The sequence below is a fragment of the Actinomadura rugatobispora genome (assembly GCF_055379765.1).
Genome location: NZ_AP029191.1, coordinates 1,991,492 through 2,010,594 on the forward strand (window position 1 = coordinate 1,991,492; position 19,103 = coordinate 2,010,594).

Consider the following 19,103-nt stretch of genomic DNA (forward strand, 5'->3'; position numbering starts at 1 on the left):
CGCTATGGCGCAACAGGTGACCTTTTACGAAGCGGTCGGCGGCGAGGAGACCTTCCGGCGGCTGGTGCACCGCTTCTACCAGGGAGTCGCGGACGACCCCGTGCTCCGTCCCCTCTACCCGGAGGAGGATCTCGGCCCGGCCGAGGAGAGGCTGCTGCTCTTCCTCATCCAGTACTGGGGCGGCCCCAACACCTACAGTCAGCAGCGCGGGCATCCGCGGCTGAGGATGCGGCACGCCCCGTTCGTGATCGGCGAGCCCGAGCGCGAGGCGTGGCTGCGGCACATGCGGGACGCCGTGGACGATCTGGATCTCCCCGAGGATCTGGAGAAGATGCTCTGGGACTACTTCACGATGGCCGCCCGCAGCATGGTGAACGCCCCGTCCCTCTAACCGGCGCCTCCACCGGCCGCCCCCGGAAGACGGGGACGGCCGGTGACTCATTTCAGAGGGGCGGACGCTGCAGCTGGAGCGGGTCCGTGGCGTCGGCGGGCGTGGTGGTCAGCACCTGCGCGCGCTGCGTGGCGCCGGCCCAGCGGAGCAGGTCCGCGATGGCCTTGGACCGCTGCTCGGCCGGCAGCTTGTCGATGAGCCGGCCGCTGTGGTTCATGCCGGGCGCCTCGTACACCGCGGAGTCCTTGCTGCCCTTGCCCAGGCGGAACCGCTCCGAGCCCCACGGGTCGTTCTCGCCGTACAGGAACATCAGGCGGCTGCCGTGGTCGCGCACCCAGCGGTCGATGTCGCGCATGGCCCGCCCGCCGTCGAACCGCATCGGGATGTCCCGGGGGACGTACGTGCGGGGCTGGTAGCTGCTCTCGTAGCGCAGCAGGGGCCGCAGGTGCTTGAACTGGGGCGAGCCCCAGCCGAGCTGCGTCCCGGCCTGGTAGTAGTACGGGATGTACGGCGCGAGGCCCTGGTCGGTGTAGAAGGAGATCCCGGCGATCTCGTCCAGGGTCTTGTAGAGGACGTCGTCGGTGGCGTCGAGCGGCGGCAGGGCCGCGCAGTCGGACTGGAGCTTGTACTGCCAGAAGCCCCACTCGAAGTCCATGACCGAGTTCTCGAAGGCCCGGTCCGGGTCGCGGAGGATGGAGAACGTCCAGCCGTTCCCGGCGGCGTCGGCCTTGAACCTCTCCAGCATCGCGGGGCGCCGCTTGAGGAACTCGCGCGCCAGGCTCTTGATGTGGGCGCGGCACGTGTCGTCGGTGCCGACGGTGGCGAAGAACCTGTCGTACCGGCTGTCCTCGTCGTTGTCGACGTCGTTGGGCGCCACGTACACGACGCTGCCGTCGACGTCGTTCGGGTAGAACCGCTTGTGGTAGACGGCCGTCATGCCGCCCTTGCTGCCGCCCGTGGAGATCCAGCGGCTCTGGTAGATCTTCTTCAGCGCGCCGATCAGCCGGTGCTCGTCGGTGGCGGCCTGCCAGATGGTGTCCTTCGTCCAGTCCGTCGGCTCCGGCCTTGAGGGCGTGAAGTAGCGGTACTCCACCGAGATCTGGTTGCCGTCCACCAGCGCCGTCGGCTCCGACCGGAACATGGTCTCGGGGGTGTCGTAGCCGCTGGTGTAGAGCACCATCGGCCGCTCCGCCGCCTTGTGCTGGAGCATGATCCGCTGCTCGAACCACTGCCCCTTGGGACGCCGGTGGTCCACCGGCTGCCGGTAGTTCAGCCAGAACCAGCGGTGGCCGGGCAGCGTCGAGGGCTTCTCCTCGACCTTCATGCCCGGGATCGCCTTGAGCCGCGCGGCGATGTCCTCCGCCGCCGTCGGTGCCGCCTGGACGCCCTGGACCGCCGTGCCGGTCATCCCGGCTGCCAGCAGCAGGGCCAGCACCCCTTGTGAGACGCGCCGCATCTTTTCCCTTTCGCGTGGGATCACCACAATTCGCCAGGTGACACTAAAGGGAGAAGTGCGGCCAAAACGGATTGCTGTTGCGCTTGTTACGGGTCCGTGACCCGAGGGTTGTCCCCGCCCGCGCGGCGTCATAGCGTCGGAATCGGGTGCGGCCGGCCGTGGCCGTACCGTTCCGGAAGGTGATCTCAACGGGGGAGAGACACCATGTTCATCCAGACCATCCAAGGCCATGTCTCCGGCGACACCGGCGAGCTCAAGGAGGCCATGGACCACTGGCAGCGCGACCTCGGCCCGACCGCCCCGGGCTGGCTGGGCAGCACCGCGGGGGTGACGGACGACGGGATGTTCGTCTGCCTGGCCCGCTTCGAGTCGCCCGAGGCGGCCCGCCGCAACAGCGACCGCCCCGAGCAGCACCAATGGTGGATGGAGACCTCGAAGCTGTTCGGCGGCGACGTCCACTTCCACGACTGCACCGAGACCGACACCTTCCTGGACGGCGGCTCCGACGACGCCGGCTTCGTCCAGGTCATGCAGGGCCGGATCCGCGACCTGCCGGGCCTTCGCGCCTACCTGGCGAGCCAGGACGAGTCGGCGATGCGCGAGTTCCGTCCCGACATGATCGGCAGCGTCGTGGCGGTCCAGCACGACGGCGGCTTCACCGAGGCCGCGTACTTCACCTCCGAGGCCGCGGCCAGGGAGGGCGAGCGCAAGGAGCCGCCGCAGGAGATGCGCGACGAGATGCAGAAGATGATGAGCTTCTACGAGGGCGAGTGGACCTACCTCGACCTGAAGGAGCCCTGGCTGTACTCGCCCACCGCCTGACTCAGACCTTCCCGCCGGTCAGCAGGTGGGCCACCAGCCAGCCCAGCCCCAGCAGCAGGACCACCCGGCGCAGCTGCCACCCCGCCGGCTTGCCGCGGACGGCGAACACGCGCCAGATGACCTCGGAGAGGGTGTCACCGGGCTGCCGGTTGAAGACCGCCGGCAGCTCGATGGCGAAGAACATCATGATCCAGAAGATCCATGCGGCGAGATAGGGGGACATCGATCACCTCGGGGGGAAAGGGCGTCACCTGCTTACTCCCCGTGATCGGAGATCGTCACGCGCACGGCGGGTGCAGCGCGACTCCGTCGTCCCAAGGAGCCAGCCGCTCGAAGAGCCGCTCGTCGTGCCAGCGGCCTTCCACGTGAATGTGCCGACGCGACACCCCGACCGGGGTGAACCCGTTGCGTTCCAGCACCCGCTGCGACGCGTGGTTGTCCACGCGCGTGAACGCCTCGACACGATGCAGCCCCAACTCGCGGAAGGCCACCTGAAGGGCCTGCCGCACGGCCTCGGTCGCCACGCCGCGTCCCGCGTGGGCGAAGGCCACCCAGTAGCCCACGAAGCAGCTCTGCAACGGCCCGCGCAGGATGTTGTTGAGCGTGATGCGCCCGGCGACCTGACCGTCCACCAGAACAACACCCGGCCACATCTCGCCGGCCCCGTACGCGTCGAGGAGGTCGTCCAGGTTCGCGCGCTGCCCCTCCACGGTGAAGTAGGCGTCGTCCCGTTCGGGCTCCCAGGGGCGCAGATACTCGCGGTTGGCAACGCACAGGCGGGCCAGCGCCCCGGCGTCGTCCGGCCGCACGACCCGCAACTCCACCAGGGACCGGCGGACAACCGTCTCGGTCATGCCGCGACGTAGCGGCCGATGAACTCCCGCTCCTTCTCGGTGAACCGCCGCAGCCGGTTCGCCTCCGGGTCGAACGCCACCAGCACCGACATCGCCTCCGCGTACACGTGCTCGTCATCGCGGACCTCGTAGGCGAGCTTGAACGACGCCGCCCGCGCCTCCGTCACCCAGGTCTCCACCCGAATCGGGTACACGGTCGGCAGCAGCGGCCGCCGGTAGTCGATCTCGTGCCGGGAGATCACCATCCCGCGGATCGGCTGCTCCCCCTTCCGGACGGGGTCGCCGTGGAACATCTCCAGCCGCGCGTCCTCGAGGAAGCCCAGGAACTTGACGTTGTTGACATGCCCCTGCGAGTCGATGTCACCGAACCGCAGACGGAACTCGTAAACATGGCGGTACTCGGCCGGAGGGAGCTCGTTGTCGGACATGTCCTCGCCTGGGGCTCGCGAACAGATCGCGCCGATGCTACCCCAGCCACCTCCCTAGTCATCGTGTGCCCGTCGTCCCAAGCCCAGGCCACAATCCCCACCCCGTTAAGGGTCCTGGACGGCTGCAACGTAGTTCTTCACGGTGCCGCAGGAGAGATGCACCTCACTAACGATCTCGATCAACCCCACAACGCCGAACTCCCGCCCCCGGCCCCGTCCGCCCACCAGCGCGGGACGTACAAGACAACGCAGCAGTCTGCAGGCTGGCGTCTTCCCCAACCGCAGCGCGCACCTCGACCAGCAGCGCGAGCGTGGACCGCTTGACCAGAAAGCCGCAAGCACCGCTGCGCCGTCGTAACCACAACCACGCAAATCGGGTCGGCGCCCCCGATGCCGGAATGGCGTTCGGCCAACGGCCAGCCCCAGCGGGGAGCCTTAGGCATCGCGGTCCCCGCGCAGGGCCTCCACGGCCTGACAGGGCGCGCTGCCTGGCCTCCTCCACGCGGGCGAACAGGTCGGCGGCGCGTTCGGGGTCGCGGACGGCGACCAGGCAGCCCGCCTGGGCCTGCACCACGATCGCGCTCACCTCGTAGGCGACGAAATCATGCGGGTCCTGTGCCAGTTCCAGGCGCTGGCCGCCCCGAGCGTCGGCGACCGCGCGCCCCTGTTCTCCACGACCAGCGGCACCGCCAGACCGACGGCACCCACCTCCACCCCACCCGCCACCGCCGCCATCTCCACGTAGCTCAGGACGTTCCCGGCCTGATGCGGAGAGATCACACTGACCCCAACGGGATCAAGATCGTCCGCTCGGGCGAACAGAAATTTGCCACCCTGGCCTGCCCCGCCCCACCAGCCACCCAGCGCAGCCGCCGAGGCCCGCCGGGTCGCAGCGGCGCAAGCACGGGGTTCGGGCACGGCTCGCACCGGAGTGCAGGGCCACCAACGCGGTTGGTAGGCGCAGGGAAAGAGAGCACGAACGCAACCCGCAAAACCAGCGCGGAGCACGGGGCCCGGTTGGAGGCTGGAACGCCGCGGCCCGGAAGGTCGGGCCGCGGCGTTCTCGGATGGACGGGGCGTCAGTCGCGCATGAGTTTGCGGTGGGTGACGCGGTGGGGGCGGGCGGCGTCGGCGCCCAGGCGCTCGATCTTGTTCTTCTCGTAGTCCGCGAAGTTGCCCTCGAACCAGAACCAGTTCGAGCCCTCTTCCCACGCCAGGATGTGGGTGGCGATGCGGTCCAGGAACCACCGGTCGTGGGAGGTGATGACCGCGCAGCCCGGGAACTCCAGGAGCGCGTTCTCCAGCGAGCTCAGGGTTTCGGTGTCGAGGTCGTTGGTGGGCTCGTCCAGGAGGAGGACGTTGCCGCCCTGCTTGAGGGTCAGCGCCAGGTTGAGGCGGTTGCGCTCGCCGCCGGACAGGACGCCGGACGCCTTCTGCTGGTCGGGGCCCTTGAAGCCGAACGCGGCGACGTAGGCGCGGGACGGCATCTCGACCTGGCCGACCTTGATGTGGTCAAGGCCGTCGGAGACGACCTGCCACACCGACTTGGCCGGGTCGATCCCGCCGCGCCCCTGGTCGACGTAGGAGATCTGGACGGTCTCGCCGACCTTCAGCGCCCCGTTGTCGGGCTTCTCCTCACCGACGATCATGCGGAACATCGTGGTCTTGCCGACGCCGTTGGGGCCGATCACGCCGACGATGCCGTTGGGCGGCAGGTTGAAGGACAGGTTCTCCATCAGGAGCCGGTCCTCGAAGCCCTTGGTGAGGTCCTCGGCGACGATCACCGTGTTGCCCAGGCGGGGGCCCGGCGGGATCTGGATCTCCTCGAAGTCCAGCTTGCGGGTCTTGGCCGCCTCGGACGCCATCTCCTCGTACCGCTGCAGACGCGCCTTGCTCTTGGTCTGCCGGGCCTTGGGGTTGGACCGGACCCACTCCAGCTCGTCCTGGAGGCGCTTCTTGCGCTTGGCGTCCTTGTTGCCCTCGACCTTGAGCCGCTCGGCCTTCTTCTCCAGGTAGGCCGAGTAGTTGCCCTCGTACCCGAAGAGGCGGCCCCGGTCGACCTCGCAGATCCAGCCGGCCACGTTGTCGAGGAAGTACCGGTCGTGGGTGACGGCCAGGACGGTGCCCTCGTACTTCTCCAGGTACTGCTCCAGCCACTGCACGCTCTCGGCGTCAAGGTGGTTGGTGGGCTCGTCCAGCAGCAGCAGGTCGGGGTGCTCCAGCAGCAGCTTGCACAACGCGACGCGGCGGCGCTCCCCACCCGACAACTGGGTCACGGGCAGGTCGCCCGCCGGGCAGCGCAGCGCGTCCATGGCCTGCTCGAGCTGGCTGTCGAGGTCCCAGGCGTTGCGATGGTCGAGCTGCTCCTGCAGCTTGCCCATCTCGTCCATCAACTCGTCGGAGTAGTCGGTCGCCATCTTCTCGGCGATCTCGTTGAACCGGTTGAGCAGCGCCTTGGTCTCGGCGACGCCCTCCTCGACGTTGCCGAGGACCGTCTTCTCCTCGTTGAGCGGCGGCTCCTGCTGCAGCATGCCGACCGTGAAACCGGGCATGAGACGGGCGTCACCGTTGGAGGGCTGCTCCAGGCCGGCCATCATCCGCAGCAGCGTCGACTTGCCCATCCCGTTGGGGCCGAGGACACCGATCTTGGCCCCCGGCAGGAAGCTCATGGTGACGTCGTCAAGGATGACCTTGTCACCGTGCGCCTTGCGCACGCGCTGAAACGTGAAGATGTACTCCGCCATATCGTCAAGCCTAGGGGGTCTCGGGCACCATTCGTTGCAGCCGCGGCCAAGCACCGTCCGGCCGCGTGATCGCCCCATGGCCAGCGGAGATCATCGCCATGGCCGGGTCAGCTCTCCGACGCCTTCGGTCCCTCGAGGGCGGGCAGGCAGACCCGGTCGCGACCGGACTGCTTGGCCCGGTAAAGGGCGAGGTCGGCGGCGGCGAGCAGCTCGATCAGGTCCTGGCCGTGCATCCGGAACAGCGCCACCCCGACGGAGATCGTCACGCCCACGGTGCCCTCCTCTGCGGGCACCGCCAGCCGCCGGACCCTGCCGCGCAGCCGTTCGGCGACCCGGCAGGCCTCCACCGTGTCGGCGCCGGGCAGCAGCACCACGAACTCCTCTCCGCCGAACCGGCCCACGACGTCGTAGTCGCGCAGCTGGCCGCACAGGGTGGTGGCCACGCCCACCAGCACCTCGTCACCGACCAGGTGGCCGTGGGTGTCGTTCACCCGCTTGAAGTGGTCGATGTCGATCAGCAGCAGGGCGAGCGGGTCGTGGGTGCGCTGGGTCCGGGCCAGCTCGGTGTCGGCCTCGCGTTGCCAGGCGGCGGCGTTGAGCAGCCCGGTCTTGGCGTCGGTACGGGCCGCGGCCTGCAACTGCTGGTGCATGAGGCTGCGCTGGAGCAGCACGACCGGGGGCAGCGCCAGCAGCAGGAGGAGCAGCGACAGGGTGGCGAGGATCGCGACCGAGACGCCCACGCACAGCTCGACCACGTCCAGCAGCAGGGTCTCGCGGTTCCACAGGACGTCCCGCCAGCGGCCCTCGGGGTTGGCGGCATGCGCCGCGATCACCACCAGCAGCGTGTTCAGCACCGTGAACAGCGCGGCGCAGCCCACGGCGACCAGCAGGTCGGTGATCCCGCCGATCACCCACAGAGGCCGGCCGTCCAGCGGCTCGGGCACCGCCAGGTGAAAGACCAGCGACGCGCACGCGCCCGCCAGGCCATGCGCCGCCATCACCATCACCCGCCGGTACAGCAGCGACCGCCGCACCCGGAACTGCAGCAGCAGCTGAAGCGGGATCGGGATCAGCAGGGCGTAGACCGGGGGGAGCAGCAGCGCGACCGGCAGCCACCAGGCCGACAGGATGTCGCGGGCGACCCCGGCGGGCATCCCGAGCCGCCGCGTCGCCTCGATGCACACCGCGCCGCAGGCCAGCAGCGCACCAAATGTCAGTAGATCGTTCGGCCGCGGGACGGTGCTCATCAGCCCGGCGACGGTCAGCGCCAGGTGCACGGCAACGACCACCGGCACGTAGACGGCCAGCAGGGACGGACGCATCGGCACCGCCCGCCGTTGCGGCCTTCGGGTGAGTTCTCCGCCGCGATCCTCGGCGGACGACTGCACAGCCGTCATCCTTCCCCCCTAAGCCTCACGTTGTGTAACACGATAATTGCAACGTGTGCGGAGGGGGCTGGAAACCGGTACCTTCGATAACGCACAAGTGGGTATCCGAGACGTGACCCACCGTAGGACCAGCGAAATCGCTGTCCGCCGCACATCCTGAGGGGGAATACACCATGCGCGGCGTCTCCTGGATATAACGCGTCTGCCACCCCGACGGCGCGGGGGCGCCGGCCGGCACCAGCCGGCCACCCGCCGACGCCCCCGCATCCCGGGTTCGATCCCCCCTCCGCCCACCCTGCGGGGCCCGCAAGCCCCGCAGGGAAGCACCCGTGCAGCGTCATCTGCGCCCACCAGCCCGTTCTTTCATCTCTTGTCTCTTTGACTTCCGGGGCACCCTTGGCCCCATCTCCAGCCCACGTCTCTCCGTCACCACGCTTCCTCCCTTCTCTTCGCCTTGTACGGAGCCCGCGCGCCGCGCGTTCACCCAACGCGATCACTCCCACACCCCGGGCACACGCCCGAGCCGACCGCCCTGGCCAGCATCGGCCGCCGGACAGCCAGGGGCGCCTGTCGCGAAGCGACCTCCAACACCACGCGAACGCCCTACCCGGGCAGCGAACCAACGCCGAAGGCAAGCGTCCCCACCTTGATCGCGAAGCGACACCGCCCTCCCAAGCCCCGGCAACCGCGAACCGCCCAGGCACGAACCAGCCCGAGCCGACACGGCGCAAGCCGTCCAGGCATGAGCCGGCCCAGCGCAAGCCGTCCAGGGCATGAGCCAGTGCGGCGCAAGCCGGTGCGGCCTACCGGTCAGACACGAACCAGTCCGAGCCGGTGAGGCATTAACCGGCGTGTGTGATCCGATCTGACCAAGCACGAGCCGGTGAGGACGCCCCGGTCACGCGCGAGCCCGTGACACGCACCCGTCCGAGCCCTCCAGACATGAGCCGGTGCGGCGCGAGCCGGTGAGGCCCGCGCCGGTCAGGCACGAGCCAGCCCGATGCGAGCCAGGCACGCACCAGCCCTTTGCGCACGAGCCGGTGCGACGCACGCCAGGCAAGCGCCAGCCCCTGAAGTACAAGTCGGCGCGGCGCGAGCCGGCCAGACGCGGGCTGGCCAGGCACTAGGCCGCGAGACACGAGCCGCTCAGCACGAGTCGATCTGAGCTGGTGCGCGCTCAGCACGAGATCTGAGCTGGTGCGACGCGAGTCGGTCATGCGCAGGCCGATGAGGCGCGAGACAAGCACCGGCTCGAGCCGTCCAGGCGTGAGCCGGGTGCGGCCCGCACCGGTCGGGCACGAGCCAGGCCGCGCCGGTGAGGCGTTCGCGTGTGAGCCGGTCTGACCGAGCACGAGCCGATGAGACGCGACCCGGTCACGCGCGAGCCCGTGACACACACCGGTCCGAGCCTTCCCTCCAGGCATGGACGGTCATGCGCGAGCCGGTGCGGCCCGCGGCGGTCGGGCACGAGCCAGCCCGAGCCGGCGCGGCGCGGCGCGAGCCAGCCAAACGCGAGCCCGTGAAGCAGGAGCCTGCGACGCAAGCCAGGTAAGCGCCAGCCCTTGAAGCACGAGTCGCGCGGCCAGACGCGGGCTCTCCAGGCGCTAGCCAATCAAGCACTAGGCCCACTACTCGGCACAAGGCGGTCTGAGCGAGCGCGAGCCTGTGGCACGCACTGGGACGAGTCGTTCGGGTATGAGGCGGGGCGGGTTGTGGTGGTCTCGGGTACGAGTCAGGTCGTGGTGGGGAGGCGTTAGCGGGGGGCGGTCTGGGTGGTTCGAGTCGCGGTGGGAGGTTAGGCGGCCTTGGGGTCTTCTTCTGGTTGGTCGGTGGCGGTCAGGGCCCACTGGTCGGCGGCATCCTGGGCTTCGCGGCGGTCTTCGTCGGTGAGGGCGCCGCCGCGCTGGACGGGGCGGAAGGCGGCGGTGCCGCGGCTGAGGTCATGGCCCAGGGTGGTGGCCTCGACCTCGGCGGAGAAGCGCCACTGACCGTCCCTCTCGTACTGGCGGATGCGGAGGCGGCCGGTCACCACGACCGGGTGGCCGCGTCTCAGGTCGGAGGCATTGACGTTGTCGGCCAGGGACCGCCAGCAGTTGACCGTAAGGAACATCGTCTCGATGTCCTGCCACTGGGCGCTCTGCCGGTCGTAGCGGCGGGGGGTGTAGCCGACTCGTAACGACAGGAACGGGGTGCCGTTGCCGGTCACGGTGAAGTAGGGCTCGGCGGCCAGCCAGCCGACCACGGTGATCTGGGCCTCGTTCATGGCTGCTCCACTCTTGTTGAGGTGCGTGCTCTCAACGGTGGCGCAGGATGACGGTGGGTGAAAGGGGATGTGCGGATTGTGGATAACTCAGCCGAGGAGGTTGGCGGCCTCGGAGCGGAAGTGGGCGTAGCGGTCGAGTTCGGCCGCGACCGGCTCCAGGACCTTCTCGTCGGCGATCTGCTCGATGCGTTCGCGCATGTGGGTCTCCATCCGCTGGCCGTGCTTGGCCGAGGACAGCGCCACCAGGTTGCGGCACGCGGACGAGGTGAGGGCGCCCATGCCGAGCGTGCAGACGACCAGGATCAGGACGTACGGGATGAGGCCGGTCTCGCCGAGCAGGGCGCCGGGGCCGTCCGCGCCGACGACGGCGTAGATCAGGAGCAGCGCGATCCACAGCGCGCCCAGGCCGCTGACCAGGACGAGGAAGTACTGCCAGGTCTTGACCAGCCACCACCAGCCGGGGACCTGGTTGAACGTGGGCAGGGCGTCCATGAGGGAGGCGCCGAGGGCTTCGGGGAGTTCGCCGGCGTGGGAGCGGGCGGCGGCACGGACCGAGCGGGCCCAGGGTTCGGGCAGGTCGCCGGTGACGCCGTCGGTGACGCCCTGCAGGGCGGTGTCGACGTCGCCCTGCTGGGCTCCGATGGGGCCGGTGAAGGCGTTGCGGAGTTCCTCGCGGAGCTCGGTGAGGCGCATCCGGCGCAGCGGGTCGCTGCGCAGGCGGGTGACCAGGGCGCTGACGGGCCAGCCGACGAAGTCGGCGGCGCGCAGCTCGTAGGCGCTCTCCATGGCCTCGGCGACGGCCGGGGCGCCGGCGGCGTCGGTGAGGGCCTGGACGAGCTCGGCCCGGCGGTCGGCGCCGATGCCGGACGGGGGTTCAGCGGGGCCGCGGAGGGCGGCGAGGCGTTCGGCGACCCGGTCGATGTCGACGTCGAGCCGTTCGCCGCGGGCGCGGCGGGCGGCGACGGTGTCGACCAGGACGTCGCGGAGCCCGCGCACGCCGCGCTCGCTGACCGCCGAGGTGGTGACGATCCGCGGGTCGGCCAGGCCCTCGGCCTCCAGGAGGCGGCGCAGGTCGGCGACGCAGTCGTCGATCTCGAAGGACTGGAGCCGGTCGACCTGGTTGAGGACGATCAGGGTGACGCCGGCGTGCCGGGCGAACGGGACGATGTAGTTGCGGTGCAGCGCGGCGTCGGCGTACTTCTGCGGGTCGACGACCCAGACCAGCAGGTCGGCGATGGTGACGAAGCGGTCGACCTCGGCGCGGTGGACGGCCTGGATGGAGTCGTGGTCGGGCAGGTCGATCAGGACGAGCCCGTGCAGGGAGCTGTCGGCGCGGTCCAGGTCGAGGGCGCTGGCGCGGGCGTAGCGGTGGCGCTTGTCGACGTCGAGCCAGTCGAGGAGGGGCCCGGCGCCGTCGAGGCCCCAGACGCAGGCGTGCGCCTTGGACGTCATCGGGCGGCGCATGCCGGTGGGCGACAGTTCCAGTCCGCAGACGGCGTTGAACAGGGAGGACTTGCCGCTGCCGGTGCCGCCGGCGAGGGTGACGACGGTGTGGTCGCCCGACAGGCGCAGGCGCTGCCCGGCGCGGTCGAGGAGCTTCCCGGCGTCGTCGATGAGGTCGCGGTCGAGGCGGCCGGTGCCGTACCGGACGAGGCGTTCCAGGCTGTCGAGGCGGGTGGCGACGCCGCCGGGGCCGGGTTCGGCGGCGGCCTCCGGGGCGGCGGGTGGGGCGGGCCTACCGGAGGCGCCGGAAGGGCCCGGCGCGTTCGCGGGGATGGCCGAGGTGGTCATCGGGCGACCTCGAGGTTGTAGGTGGCCTGGTAGAGCTGGACGGGAACGGTCTCGTCGGGGATGCCGGCGGCGTCGATGGCCTGCCCGTAGCGGATCGACTCCTCGTCGAACAGCATCCCGATGCGGCTGCGCAGGTCGGCGCGGGCCTTGGCGCCCATGCCGCGCAGCGACTCGGCGCCGAACAGGGCCTTGAGGAGGCGCTGCGGGACGGCGCTGGTGCCGCCCTCGACGGCGACCTCGGAGGTGCCGTAGCCGAGTAGTCCGATCATGAGGACGAGGGAGACGGCCTCGGAGTCGAACGACAGCACCTTGGCGACCGAGCGCTTGGTGACGCCCTCGGTGCGGATCAGTTCGTGGACGTGGTCCTGCCAGGCGCTGACGGCCCGGGTGACGCGGCGGGAGAGTTCGGGGGAGGCGTGGCCGAGCCCGGTGACGGGGCCGTCCAGGACCTGGCGTCCGGCGGGGTGGTCGCGCCAGCGGACGATGACCTGGTCGGCGGCGTGCTCGGCGGAGGAGAGGATGAGCGATTCGAGGCCGCCGCGCAGCGCGGCCTTGAGCGCGCGGACGCGGGTGGGGCTGGTGCGGCGGCGCCGGCTGGGGCCCCGCTTGGGGCGTCCGCGCTGGACGTGCAGGGAGCGCAGCAGGTCGCCGGTGCCGGCGAAGTCCTGCCAGCGGGCCAGCACCTCGCCGCGCAGGAGGGAGCCGTTGCGGGTGGCCTCGTCGAGTTCGGCGAGGGCGGTGCCGTAGGAGGACTCGACCTCGCGGGCCAGTTCGGCGCGCTTCTCGACCTGGGCCTCGACCTGCTTGGCCAGTTCGGGGACGCGGGTGCGGAAGCTGTCGAGCACGCCGACGAGGGTGTCGCCGATGACGACGGTGCGGTCGTCGGCGTTCTCGCCGACGCCGACGAGCCATTCGCGGATGTCCTCGACGGCCTCCTCGGGCAGGCGGCTGTCCTCGACGCGGGTTTCGGGGATGGTGAAGCGGCGGGCCTCGCCGACGTCGTGCTCCACCAGCATCTCGCCGAAGTGGTCGACGACCTCGGAGCCGGCGCCCTGCGGCACCCGGGAGAGCACGACGCCGATGGTGGCGCCGTTCTCGCGGGCGCGCTGGAGCATCTCCCAGACCTGGGCGTCGGCGTAGCGGGCGGCGGTGGTGACGCACAGCCACAGGTCGGCCGCGGCCATGAGCTTGGTGGCGAACTCGTAGTGGTCCTCGAAGACCGAGTCGAAGTCGGGGCTGTCGAGGAGGGCGAGGCCGGGCGGCAGCGCGTCGCTGCCGATGATGACGAGCTGGTCGCCGGCGATGGCGTCCGGGGCGGGGCCGCGGACGCGGCCCATGCCGGGCAGCATCGGGCCTTCGAGGAACCAGTCGGTGAAGTCGGGGTGGCAGACCAGGATGGGGCTGCTGGTGGTGGGACGGAGCACGCCGGTGGCGCTGACCCGCGCCCCGACGAGCGTGTTGACCAGGGTGGACTTGCCCGCGCCGGTGGAGCCGCCGAGGACGACGAGCATGGGCGTGCCGGCGGCCTGGATGCGCGGGAGGACGTAGTCGTCGAGCTGGTTCTTCAGCTGCAACTGGGCCTCGCGGGCCTCCTCCACGCCGGGCACGTCCAGCAGGAACTCGAACGCGCCGAGCTCGTCGCGCAGGGCGCCGAGGGCGCGGACCAGTTTGCCCTGGCGCACCGAGATGCCGGCCTCGTCGGGCGTGTCGCCGGACCCTCCGCCGGGGGCGGCACGGGACGTGCCGGACCTGCCACGGGGGCCGGGGACCGCGCCCGCCTTCTCGTCGTGAACCGCGCTCTGCTCTGCCGGGGGTGTCACGGATCCCGTCCCATGTCCGCTCGAATCATGTCGATCTCTCGTGCCACGTTGACCACGTCGCCCACGACCACGATCGCCGGTGGCCGCACCCCTGCGGCCTCCATCTCCCCCGCCACCGTGCCCAGGGTCGCCGTCAGCGCCCGCTGGCCCGGGAGCGTGCCCTCCTGGACCACGGCGACCGGCGTTTCAGTTGACCGACCATAGCGCATGAGGGCCTCGGCGATGAGCGCCATGCGCTCGACCGCCATCAGCAGGATCAGCGTGCCCTGGGCCCGGCCGAGACCGGGCCAGTCGACCGTGGAGGCCGGATGACCTGGGGAGACGTGCGCGGACACCACGTGGAACTCCTGGGTGACGCCGCGGTGGGTCACCGGGATGCCGACCGCGGACGGCACGGCGACCGCGCTGGTGATCCCCGGGACGACGGTGACCGGGATGCCGTGCCTGGCGCAGTGCAGGACCTCTTCGGCGCCGCGCCCGAACACGAACGGGTCGCCGCCCTTGAGCCGGACCACGAACTTCCCCTGCCGGACGTGCTCGACCAGGTAGTCGTTGATCCGCTCCTGGGTGACCGTGCGCCCGTAGGGGATCTTGGCGGCGTCGACGACCTCGACGTCGGCGGGCAGCTCGTCCAGCAGCTCGCGGGGGGCCAGCCGGTCGGTCACGACCACGTCGGCCTGGGCGAGCAGCTGCCGCCCGCGCACGGTGATCAGCCCGGGATCGCCGGGGCCGCCGCCGACCAGCGCCACGCCGGCCGGCTTGTGCCGGGAGTGCCGCGCTTCGAGGGTCGCGTCGCGCAGGCCGTCGACGACGGCGTCGCGGATCCCGGCGGCGCGGCGGGGGTCTCCCCCGGCCAGCACGCCGACGGTGGTCTCGCCGACCCGGCCGCTCGCGGGCGTCCAGGCCGGGGAGGCGTCGGCGTCGTCGGCGCGCACGCACCAGATCCGGTCGGCCTCGGCCTCGTCGGCGACGGCGGCGTTGACCTCGGCGTCGTCGGTGACGGCCTGGACCAGCCAGGCGCCCGCGCAGTCGCCCTTCTCGTACGGCCGGCGCAGCCAGGTGACCGTGCCGGTGCCGCCGTCCCGGCCGGGCGCGGCCTGGACGAGCAGGTCCTCCAGGGAGGGGGTGATCTCGGGGGCGACCATCACCACGTCCGCCCCGGCCGCCAGCAGCGCCGGCACCCGGCGCTGTGCGACCCTGCCGCCGCCGACGACGAGGACGCGTCGCCCGCCGAGTCGCAGGCCTAGCAGGTACGGGGGCACGTGGGTGTTCTCTCGATCGGGGCTGTGGGGTTGTTCGCGGCCGCCGGTGACGGACACGTGTCCATGTGGACCAAAGGTACTCGCGTTGAGGCGTTCATGGAGAGGGCTCCCGCCCAGTCGATAGCCGAGCGTGACTCATTCCGTGATCATGCCGTGACTCTGCCCGGAGCCCTTTCCGCTCACCCCGGCCGAGTCGAAGGTGGCGACCTCGTGCAGGACCCGTACCGCGCTCTGCACCAGCGGCAGCGCCAGCAGCGCGCCGGTGCCCTCCCCGAGCCGCAGTTCCAGGTCCACCAGCGGGCGGAGCCCCAGGTGGTCCACGGTAGCGGAATGGCCGGGCTCGGCCGAACGGTGGCCCGCCACGCAGGCGGCCACGGCGTCGGGGGCGATCGCGGCGGCGGCCAGGGCCGCGGCGCCGGCGATCACGCCGTCGAGCACCACGGGCACCCGCAGCGCCGCGCCGCCGAGGATGAAGCCCGCCAGGGCGGCGTGCTCGAACCCGCCGACCGCGGCCAGCACCCGCAGCCCGTACTCGGTGCCGCCGTCCGGCGTGTCGCCGTCCCCTGCGGGGAGGGCGTGGCGGGCCAGGGCGGCGCGGACGATCTCGACCTTCCGGGCGTGGGTGGCGTCGTCGATGCCGGTGCCGCGGCCGGTGACGCGCTCGGCCGGCAGGCCGGTGAACGCGGCGATCAGCGCGGCCGACGCGGTGGTGTTGGCGATGCCCATGTCGCCGGTGAGCAGGCAGCGGGCGCCGGAGCCGGCCAGGTCGCGGGCGGTCTCGATGCCGACCGCCATCGCCCGGCGCGCCTGCCCGGCGGTCATCGCCGGGCCCAGGGTCAGGTCGGCCGTGCCCGGGGCGATCTTGCGCGGGAGCAGGCCGGGCGCGGCGGGCAGGTCGGCGGCGACGCCCACGTCCACGACGGTGACGGTGGCGCCGACCTGCGCGGCGAAGGCGTTCACGACCGCGCCGCCGGCCAGGAAGTTGGCCACCATCTGCGCGGTCACCTCCTGCGGCCAGGGGCTCACGCCCTGGGCGTGGACGCCGTGGTCGGCGGCGAACACGGCGACCGCGGCGGGCTCGGGCAGCGGCGGCGGGCACGTCCCGGCCAGCCCGGCGAGCCGTACCGGCAGGTCCTCCAGCACGCCCAGCGAGCCGGGCGGCTTGGTGAGGCGCGCCTGGTGCTCGCGGGCGTCCCGCATCGCCGCCTCGTCGAGCGGGCCGACGGCCGCGACGGTCTCCTCGATCACGGACGCGGCCGCCTCCGCGGTCAGGTCAGATTCCCAGCTCACCCAGCACCTCCAGGAGGGCGTCGTTGGCGGCCCGGTCCCGTACGGCCACACGCAGCCAGTCGGGGCCGAGCCCGGGGAAGGTGTCGCCGCGCCGGATGGCGAAGCCGCGCTCCCGCAGCAGGGCGCGGATGCCGAGCGCGTCCGGCACCCGCAGGCACAGGAACGAAGCCCGCGCCTCGGGGACGACGTAGAGTCCGCGCCCGGCCAGCTCGGCGGCCAGCCGGTCGCGTTCGGCGCCCATCCGGGCGGCCCACGCCTCCGCCTCGGCAATGGCGGCCGGCGCCAAGCACTCCTCGACGGCCACGAGCGCGGGCGTGGACACCGCCCACAGCGGCTGCGCCTCGGCCAGCGCGGCGATCAGCCGCGGTTCGGCCAGCACGTACCCGGCGCGCAGCCCGGCCAGCCCCCACGTCTTGGTGAGGCTGCGGACGACGATCACGCCGCCGGGGAGCCGTCCGGCCAGGCTCTCGGGTTCGCCGGGCACGCAGTCCATGAACGCCTCGTCCACCACGACGGTGCGTCCGGGACGGGCGAGCCCGGCGATGGCGGCGGCCGGGTGCAGGACGGAGGTCGGGTTGGTCGGGTTGCCGATCACGACCAGGTCGGCGTCCTCGGGGACGGCGGACGGGACGAGGGCGAAGTCCTTGCCCAGCACGACCCGTTCGACCGCGTGGCCCGCCGCGCGCAGCGCGGACTCGGGCTCGGTGAACTGCGGGTGGACGACCGCGGCGCGGCGGGGCCTCAGGGCTCGGGCGATCAGCACGAACGCCTCGGCGGCGCCCGCGGTGAGCAGCACCTCCTCGGTGGCCCGCCCGTGCCGCCGGGCCGCCGCCCGCCGCGCGGCCGAGGGGTCCGGGTAGGCGGCGAGGTCGGAGATCGCGGCGCGCAGCCGGTCGGCGAGCCAGTCGGGGGGCATGCCCGTGCGGACGTTCACGGCATAGTCGCGGAGCCCCTCCCCGACCTCGGTGTCACCGTGGTGCCGCAGGTCGATGTCCTCGTCCGCCGATCCGTCAGTGTGCATGGACGTGCCCATGCCCGTGCCCATGCCCGTGGCCGTCCGCGGGGTCGTCGGGGTGGTGGTGCGGCGTCTGGGGGGCGCCCACGCGGTCCTCGAATCCGGGCAGGGTGATCCGGTAGACGCAGGTGTCGCAGTTCATCCGGATGTCGCCGGCCAGGGCCTCCTCGTACCGTTCGACGACCAGGTCGGCCAGTCCCTCGCAGTCGCCGATCACCTCGGCGCAGCGGATGTCCAGGGCGGGGTGCCCGGCGGCGTACGCCCGTGCCTCGTCCGCCACGCGGTCCGGCAGCACGCCTCTGAACAGGAAGTACGGCAGCACGACGATCCGCCGGGCGCCCAGGCTGCGCAGGCGTTCGAGCCCTTCGGGGACGCTGGGGCGGGCCAGCGAGATGAACGCGGGCTCCACGCACATCAGCCCGTGCCCCTGGTCGGGCCCGCCCGCGCCGCGTCCCTCCCAGAAGAGCCTGGCCACCTTGTGGACCTCGGCGTTGGCGTCGGGGTCGGTCGAGCCGCGTCCCACCAGCAGGACGGCCGCGGGCCCGTCGGCGGCGGTTCCGGACGCGCCGCTCAGGGCCGCCTCCATGCGCTCTTCCAGGAGGGTGAGCAGGGTGGGGTGCGGTCCGAGGGGACGGCCGTAGGTGTACGAGAGCCCGGGATGGCGGACCAGCTCGCGGGCCATCGCGCCCGGTATGTCGCCCTTGCCGTGGCCCGCCGCGACCAGGACCAGCGGCACGGCGGCGACCCTGCGGTGGCCGTCCCCGTACAGTCCGGCGACGACCTCGGTGAGCGGGGGCGGCGACAGTTCGATGAAGCCCCCGGCCACGGCCGGGCGCATGCGGCGGCGCAGCCGCTGGACGAACCGGCCGAAGTCGGCGACGCCGTCCTTGTCCTGGGTGCCGTGGCCGACCACCAGGAGCGGCGGTCCCGGCTCCGCGGGCACGGTCATCGTGACTCCCCCTCGTGGTAGAGCAAGGCGTTGGCGGCGGCCGCGGCGACCGCCGAGCCGCCCTTCTCCGAGACGTTGCTGAGCTGCGGGAGCCCGCTGGCGCGCAGCGCCTCCTTGGACTCGGCGGCGCCGACGAAGCCCACCGGCAGCCCGATGACCAGGGCGGGGGCGACCCGGCGGTTGATGAGCTCGAACAGCGCGGTGGGGGCGCAGCCGACGACCCAGACCGCGCCGGGGCCGACCTCGGCGTACGACAGCCGCACCGCGGCGGCGGACCGGGTGATGCCCGCCGCGCGGGCCATCCTGGCCGCCGCGGGGTCGTTGACGTGGCACAGCGTCTCGCGGGCGGTGATCCCGGCGGCGACCATGGCGACGTCGGTGACCAGCGGGGCGCCCGAGCGCAGCGCGGCCCAGCCGCGTTCCAGGTGCTCCTCGCGGGTCTGCAGGTCGACGGCGTACTCCAGGTCGGCGCTGGCGTGGATCACGCGCTCGGCCACGGCCCGCCACAGCGGCGGCATGGGCGAGAGGTCGACGCGCGACCGCAGGATCTCGAACGAGCGGACCTCGATCGGGTGGGGCCGGCGAACGGTCACGGGCGCTCCTCGGCAGGAGAGGGGACGAACGGGGGGA

At 71.9% G+C, this 19,103-nt stretch carries 17 protein-coding genes; 3 read left to right on the forward strand and 14 right to left on the reverse strand.

Features of this window, described 5'->3' with window-relative positions; genetic code table 11:
• Positions 1–16: 16 nt before the first annotated feature.
• Positions 17–391: a globin gene (locus ACZ466_RS08260; protein ID WP_378282604.1), complete on the forward strand. Its 375-nt coding sequence runs from the start codon at positions 17–19 to the stop codon at positions 389–391.
• A 52-nt stretch (positions 392–443) separates the two neighbouring features.
• Here ACZ466_RS08260 and ACZ466_RS08265 read toward each other — a convergent pair whose 3' ends face one another.
• Positions 444–1,847, reverse strand: a complete 1,404-nt coding sequence (locus ACZ466_RS08265; RefSeq protein WP_378282603.1) for a S28 family serine protease — start codon at positions 1,845–1,847, stop codon at positions 444–446.
• Positions 1,848–2,051: 204 nt separating this feature from the next.
• Between ACZ466_RS08265 and ACZ466_RS08270 the strand changes: the two genes are divergently transcribed.
• Positions 2,052–2,669 (forward strand): hypothetical protein, encoded by a 618-nt coding sequence (locus ACZ466_RS08270; protein WP_378282602.1) that lies wholly within the window; start codon positions 2,052–2,054, stop codon positions 2,667–2,669.
• 1 nt (position 2,670) lies between these two features.
• Here ACZ466_RS08270 and ACZ466_RS08275 read toward each other — a convergent pair whose 3' ends face one another.
• From ACZ466_RS08275 to ACZ466_RS08285, 3 genes are read right to left on the reverse strand one after another with little or no spacing between them, the layout of a single operon-like run.
• Positions 2,671–2,892: a hypothetical protein gene (locus ACZ466_RS08275; RefSeq protein WP_378282601.1), complete on the reverse strand. Its 222-nt coding sequence runs from the start codon at positions 2,890–2,892 to the stop codon at positions 2,671–2,673.
• 55 nt (positions 2,893–2,947) lie between these two features.
• On the reverse strand, positions 2,948–3,523 hold the full coding sequence (locus ACZ466_RS08280; protein WP_378282600.1) for a GNAT family N-acetyltransferase: 576 nt from the start codon (positions 3,521–3,523) through the stop codon (positions 2,948–2,950).
• Positions 3,520–3,951, reverse strand: a complete 432-nt coding sequence (locus tag ACZ466_RS08285) for an acyl-CoA thioesterase (RefSeq protein WP_378282599.1) — start codon at positions 3,949–3,951, stop codon at positions 3,520–3,522. Before ACZ466_RS08285 ends, ACZ466_RS08280 begins: the two co-directional genes overlap by 4 nt.
• Positions 3,952–4,555: 604 nt before the next feature.
• On the opposite strand from ACZ466_RS08285, the gene ACZ466_RS08290 reads away from it, so the two are divergent.
• Complete coding sequence (locus ACZ466_RS08290) at positions 4,556–4,696, forward strand: hypothetical protein (RefSeq protein ID WP_378282598.1); 141 nt, start codon at positions 4,556–4,558, stop codon at positions 4,694–4,696.
• A gap of 334 nt (positions 4,697–5,030) precedes the next feature.
• Here the strand turns inward: ACZ466_RS08290 and ettA are convergent, their stop codons facing one another.
• From ettA to ACZ466_RS08340, 10 genes are all read right to left on the reverse strand, one after another.
• Positions 5,031–6,695 carry an energy-dependent translational throttle protein EttA gene (ettA, locus tag ACZ466_RS08295; RefSeq protein WP_378282597.1) on the reverse strand — a complete coding sequence of 555 codons (1,665 nt, stop codon included), beginning with the start codon at positions 6,693–6,695 and terminating at the stop codon, positions 5,031–5,033.
• A gap of 107 nt (positions 6,696–6,802) precedes the next feature.
• Positions 6,803–7,879 (reverse strand): GGDEF domain-containing protein, encoded by a 1,077-nt coding sequence (locus tag ACZ466_RS08300; protein ID WP_464043123.1) that lies wholly within the window; start codon positions 7,877–7,879, stop codon positions 6,803–6,805.
• 1,999 nt (positions 7,880–9,878) lie between these two features.
• The gene (locus ACZ466_RS08305; protein WP_378282595.1) at positions 9,879–10,346 is read right to left on the reverse strand and encodes a single-stranded DNA-binding protein; all 468 of its coding nucleotides are present in this window, start codon (positions 10,344–10,346) and stop codon (positions 9,879–9,881) included.
• Between the two features lie 87 nt (positions 10,347–10,433).
• Positions 10,434–12,137: a P-loop NTPase family protein gene (locus tag ACZ466_RS08310; RefSeq protein WP_378282594.1), complete on the reverse strand. Its 1,704-nt coding sequence runs from the start codon at positions 12,135–12,137 to the stop codon at positions 10,434–10,436.
• Positions 12,134–13,957, reverse strand: coding sequence for a GTPase family protein (locus ACZ466_RS08315; RefSeq protein ID WP_378282593.1), 1,824 nt, complete (start codon positions 13,955–13,957; stop codon positions 12,134–12,136). Before ACZ466_RS08315 ends, ACZ466_RS08310 begins: the two co-directional genes overlap by 4 nt.
• Entirely contained in the window at positions 13,954–15,219 is a 1,266-nt protein-coding gene (gene cobA / locus ACZ466_RS08320) for a uroporphyrinogen-III C-methyltransferase (protein WP_378282649.1), read from the reverse strand. Before cobA ends, ACZ466_RS08315 begins: the two co-directional genes overlap by 4 nt.
• Before the next feature lie 135 nt (positions 15,220–15,354).
• On the reverse strand, positions 15,355–16,509 hold the full coding sequence (gene cobT, locus ACZ466_RS08325) for a nicotinate-nucleotide--dimethylbenzimidazole phosphoribosyltransferase (protein ID WP_378282592.1): 1,155 nt from the start codon (positions 16,507–16,509) through the stop codon (positions 15,355–15,357).
• Positions 16,493–17,530: an Rv2231c family pyridoxal phosphate-dependent protein CobC gene (gene cobC, locus ACZ466_RS08330; RefSeq protein WP_378282591.1), complete on the reverse strand. Its 1,038-nt coding sequence runs from the start codon at positions 17,528–17,530 to the stop codon at positions 16,493–16,495. The genes cobT and cobC overlap by 17 nt, the downstream gene beginning before the upstream one ends.
• Positions 17,520–18,473 (reverse strand): sirohydrochlorin chelatase, encoded by a 954-nt coding sequence (locus ACZ466_RS08335; protein ID WP_378282590.1) that lies wholly within the window; start codon positions 18,471–18,473, stop codon positions 17,520–17,522. The genes cobC and ACZ466_RS08335 overlap by 11 nt, the downstream gene beginning before the upstream one ends.
• A complete protein-coding gene (locus ACZ466_RS08340) occupies positions 18,470–19,066 on the reverse strand; it encodes a precorrin-8X methylmutase (RefSeq protein ID WP_378282589.1) in 597 nt (198 codons plus the stop codon). The genes ACZ466_RS08335 and ACZ466_RS08340 overlap by 4 nt, the downstream gene beginning before the upstream one ends.
• Positions 19,067–19,103 lie beyond the last annotated feature (37 nt).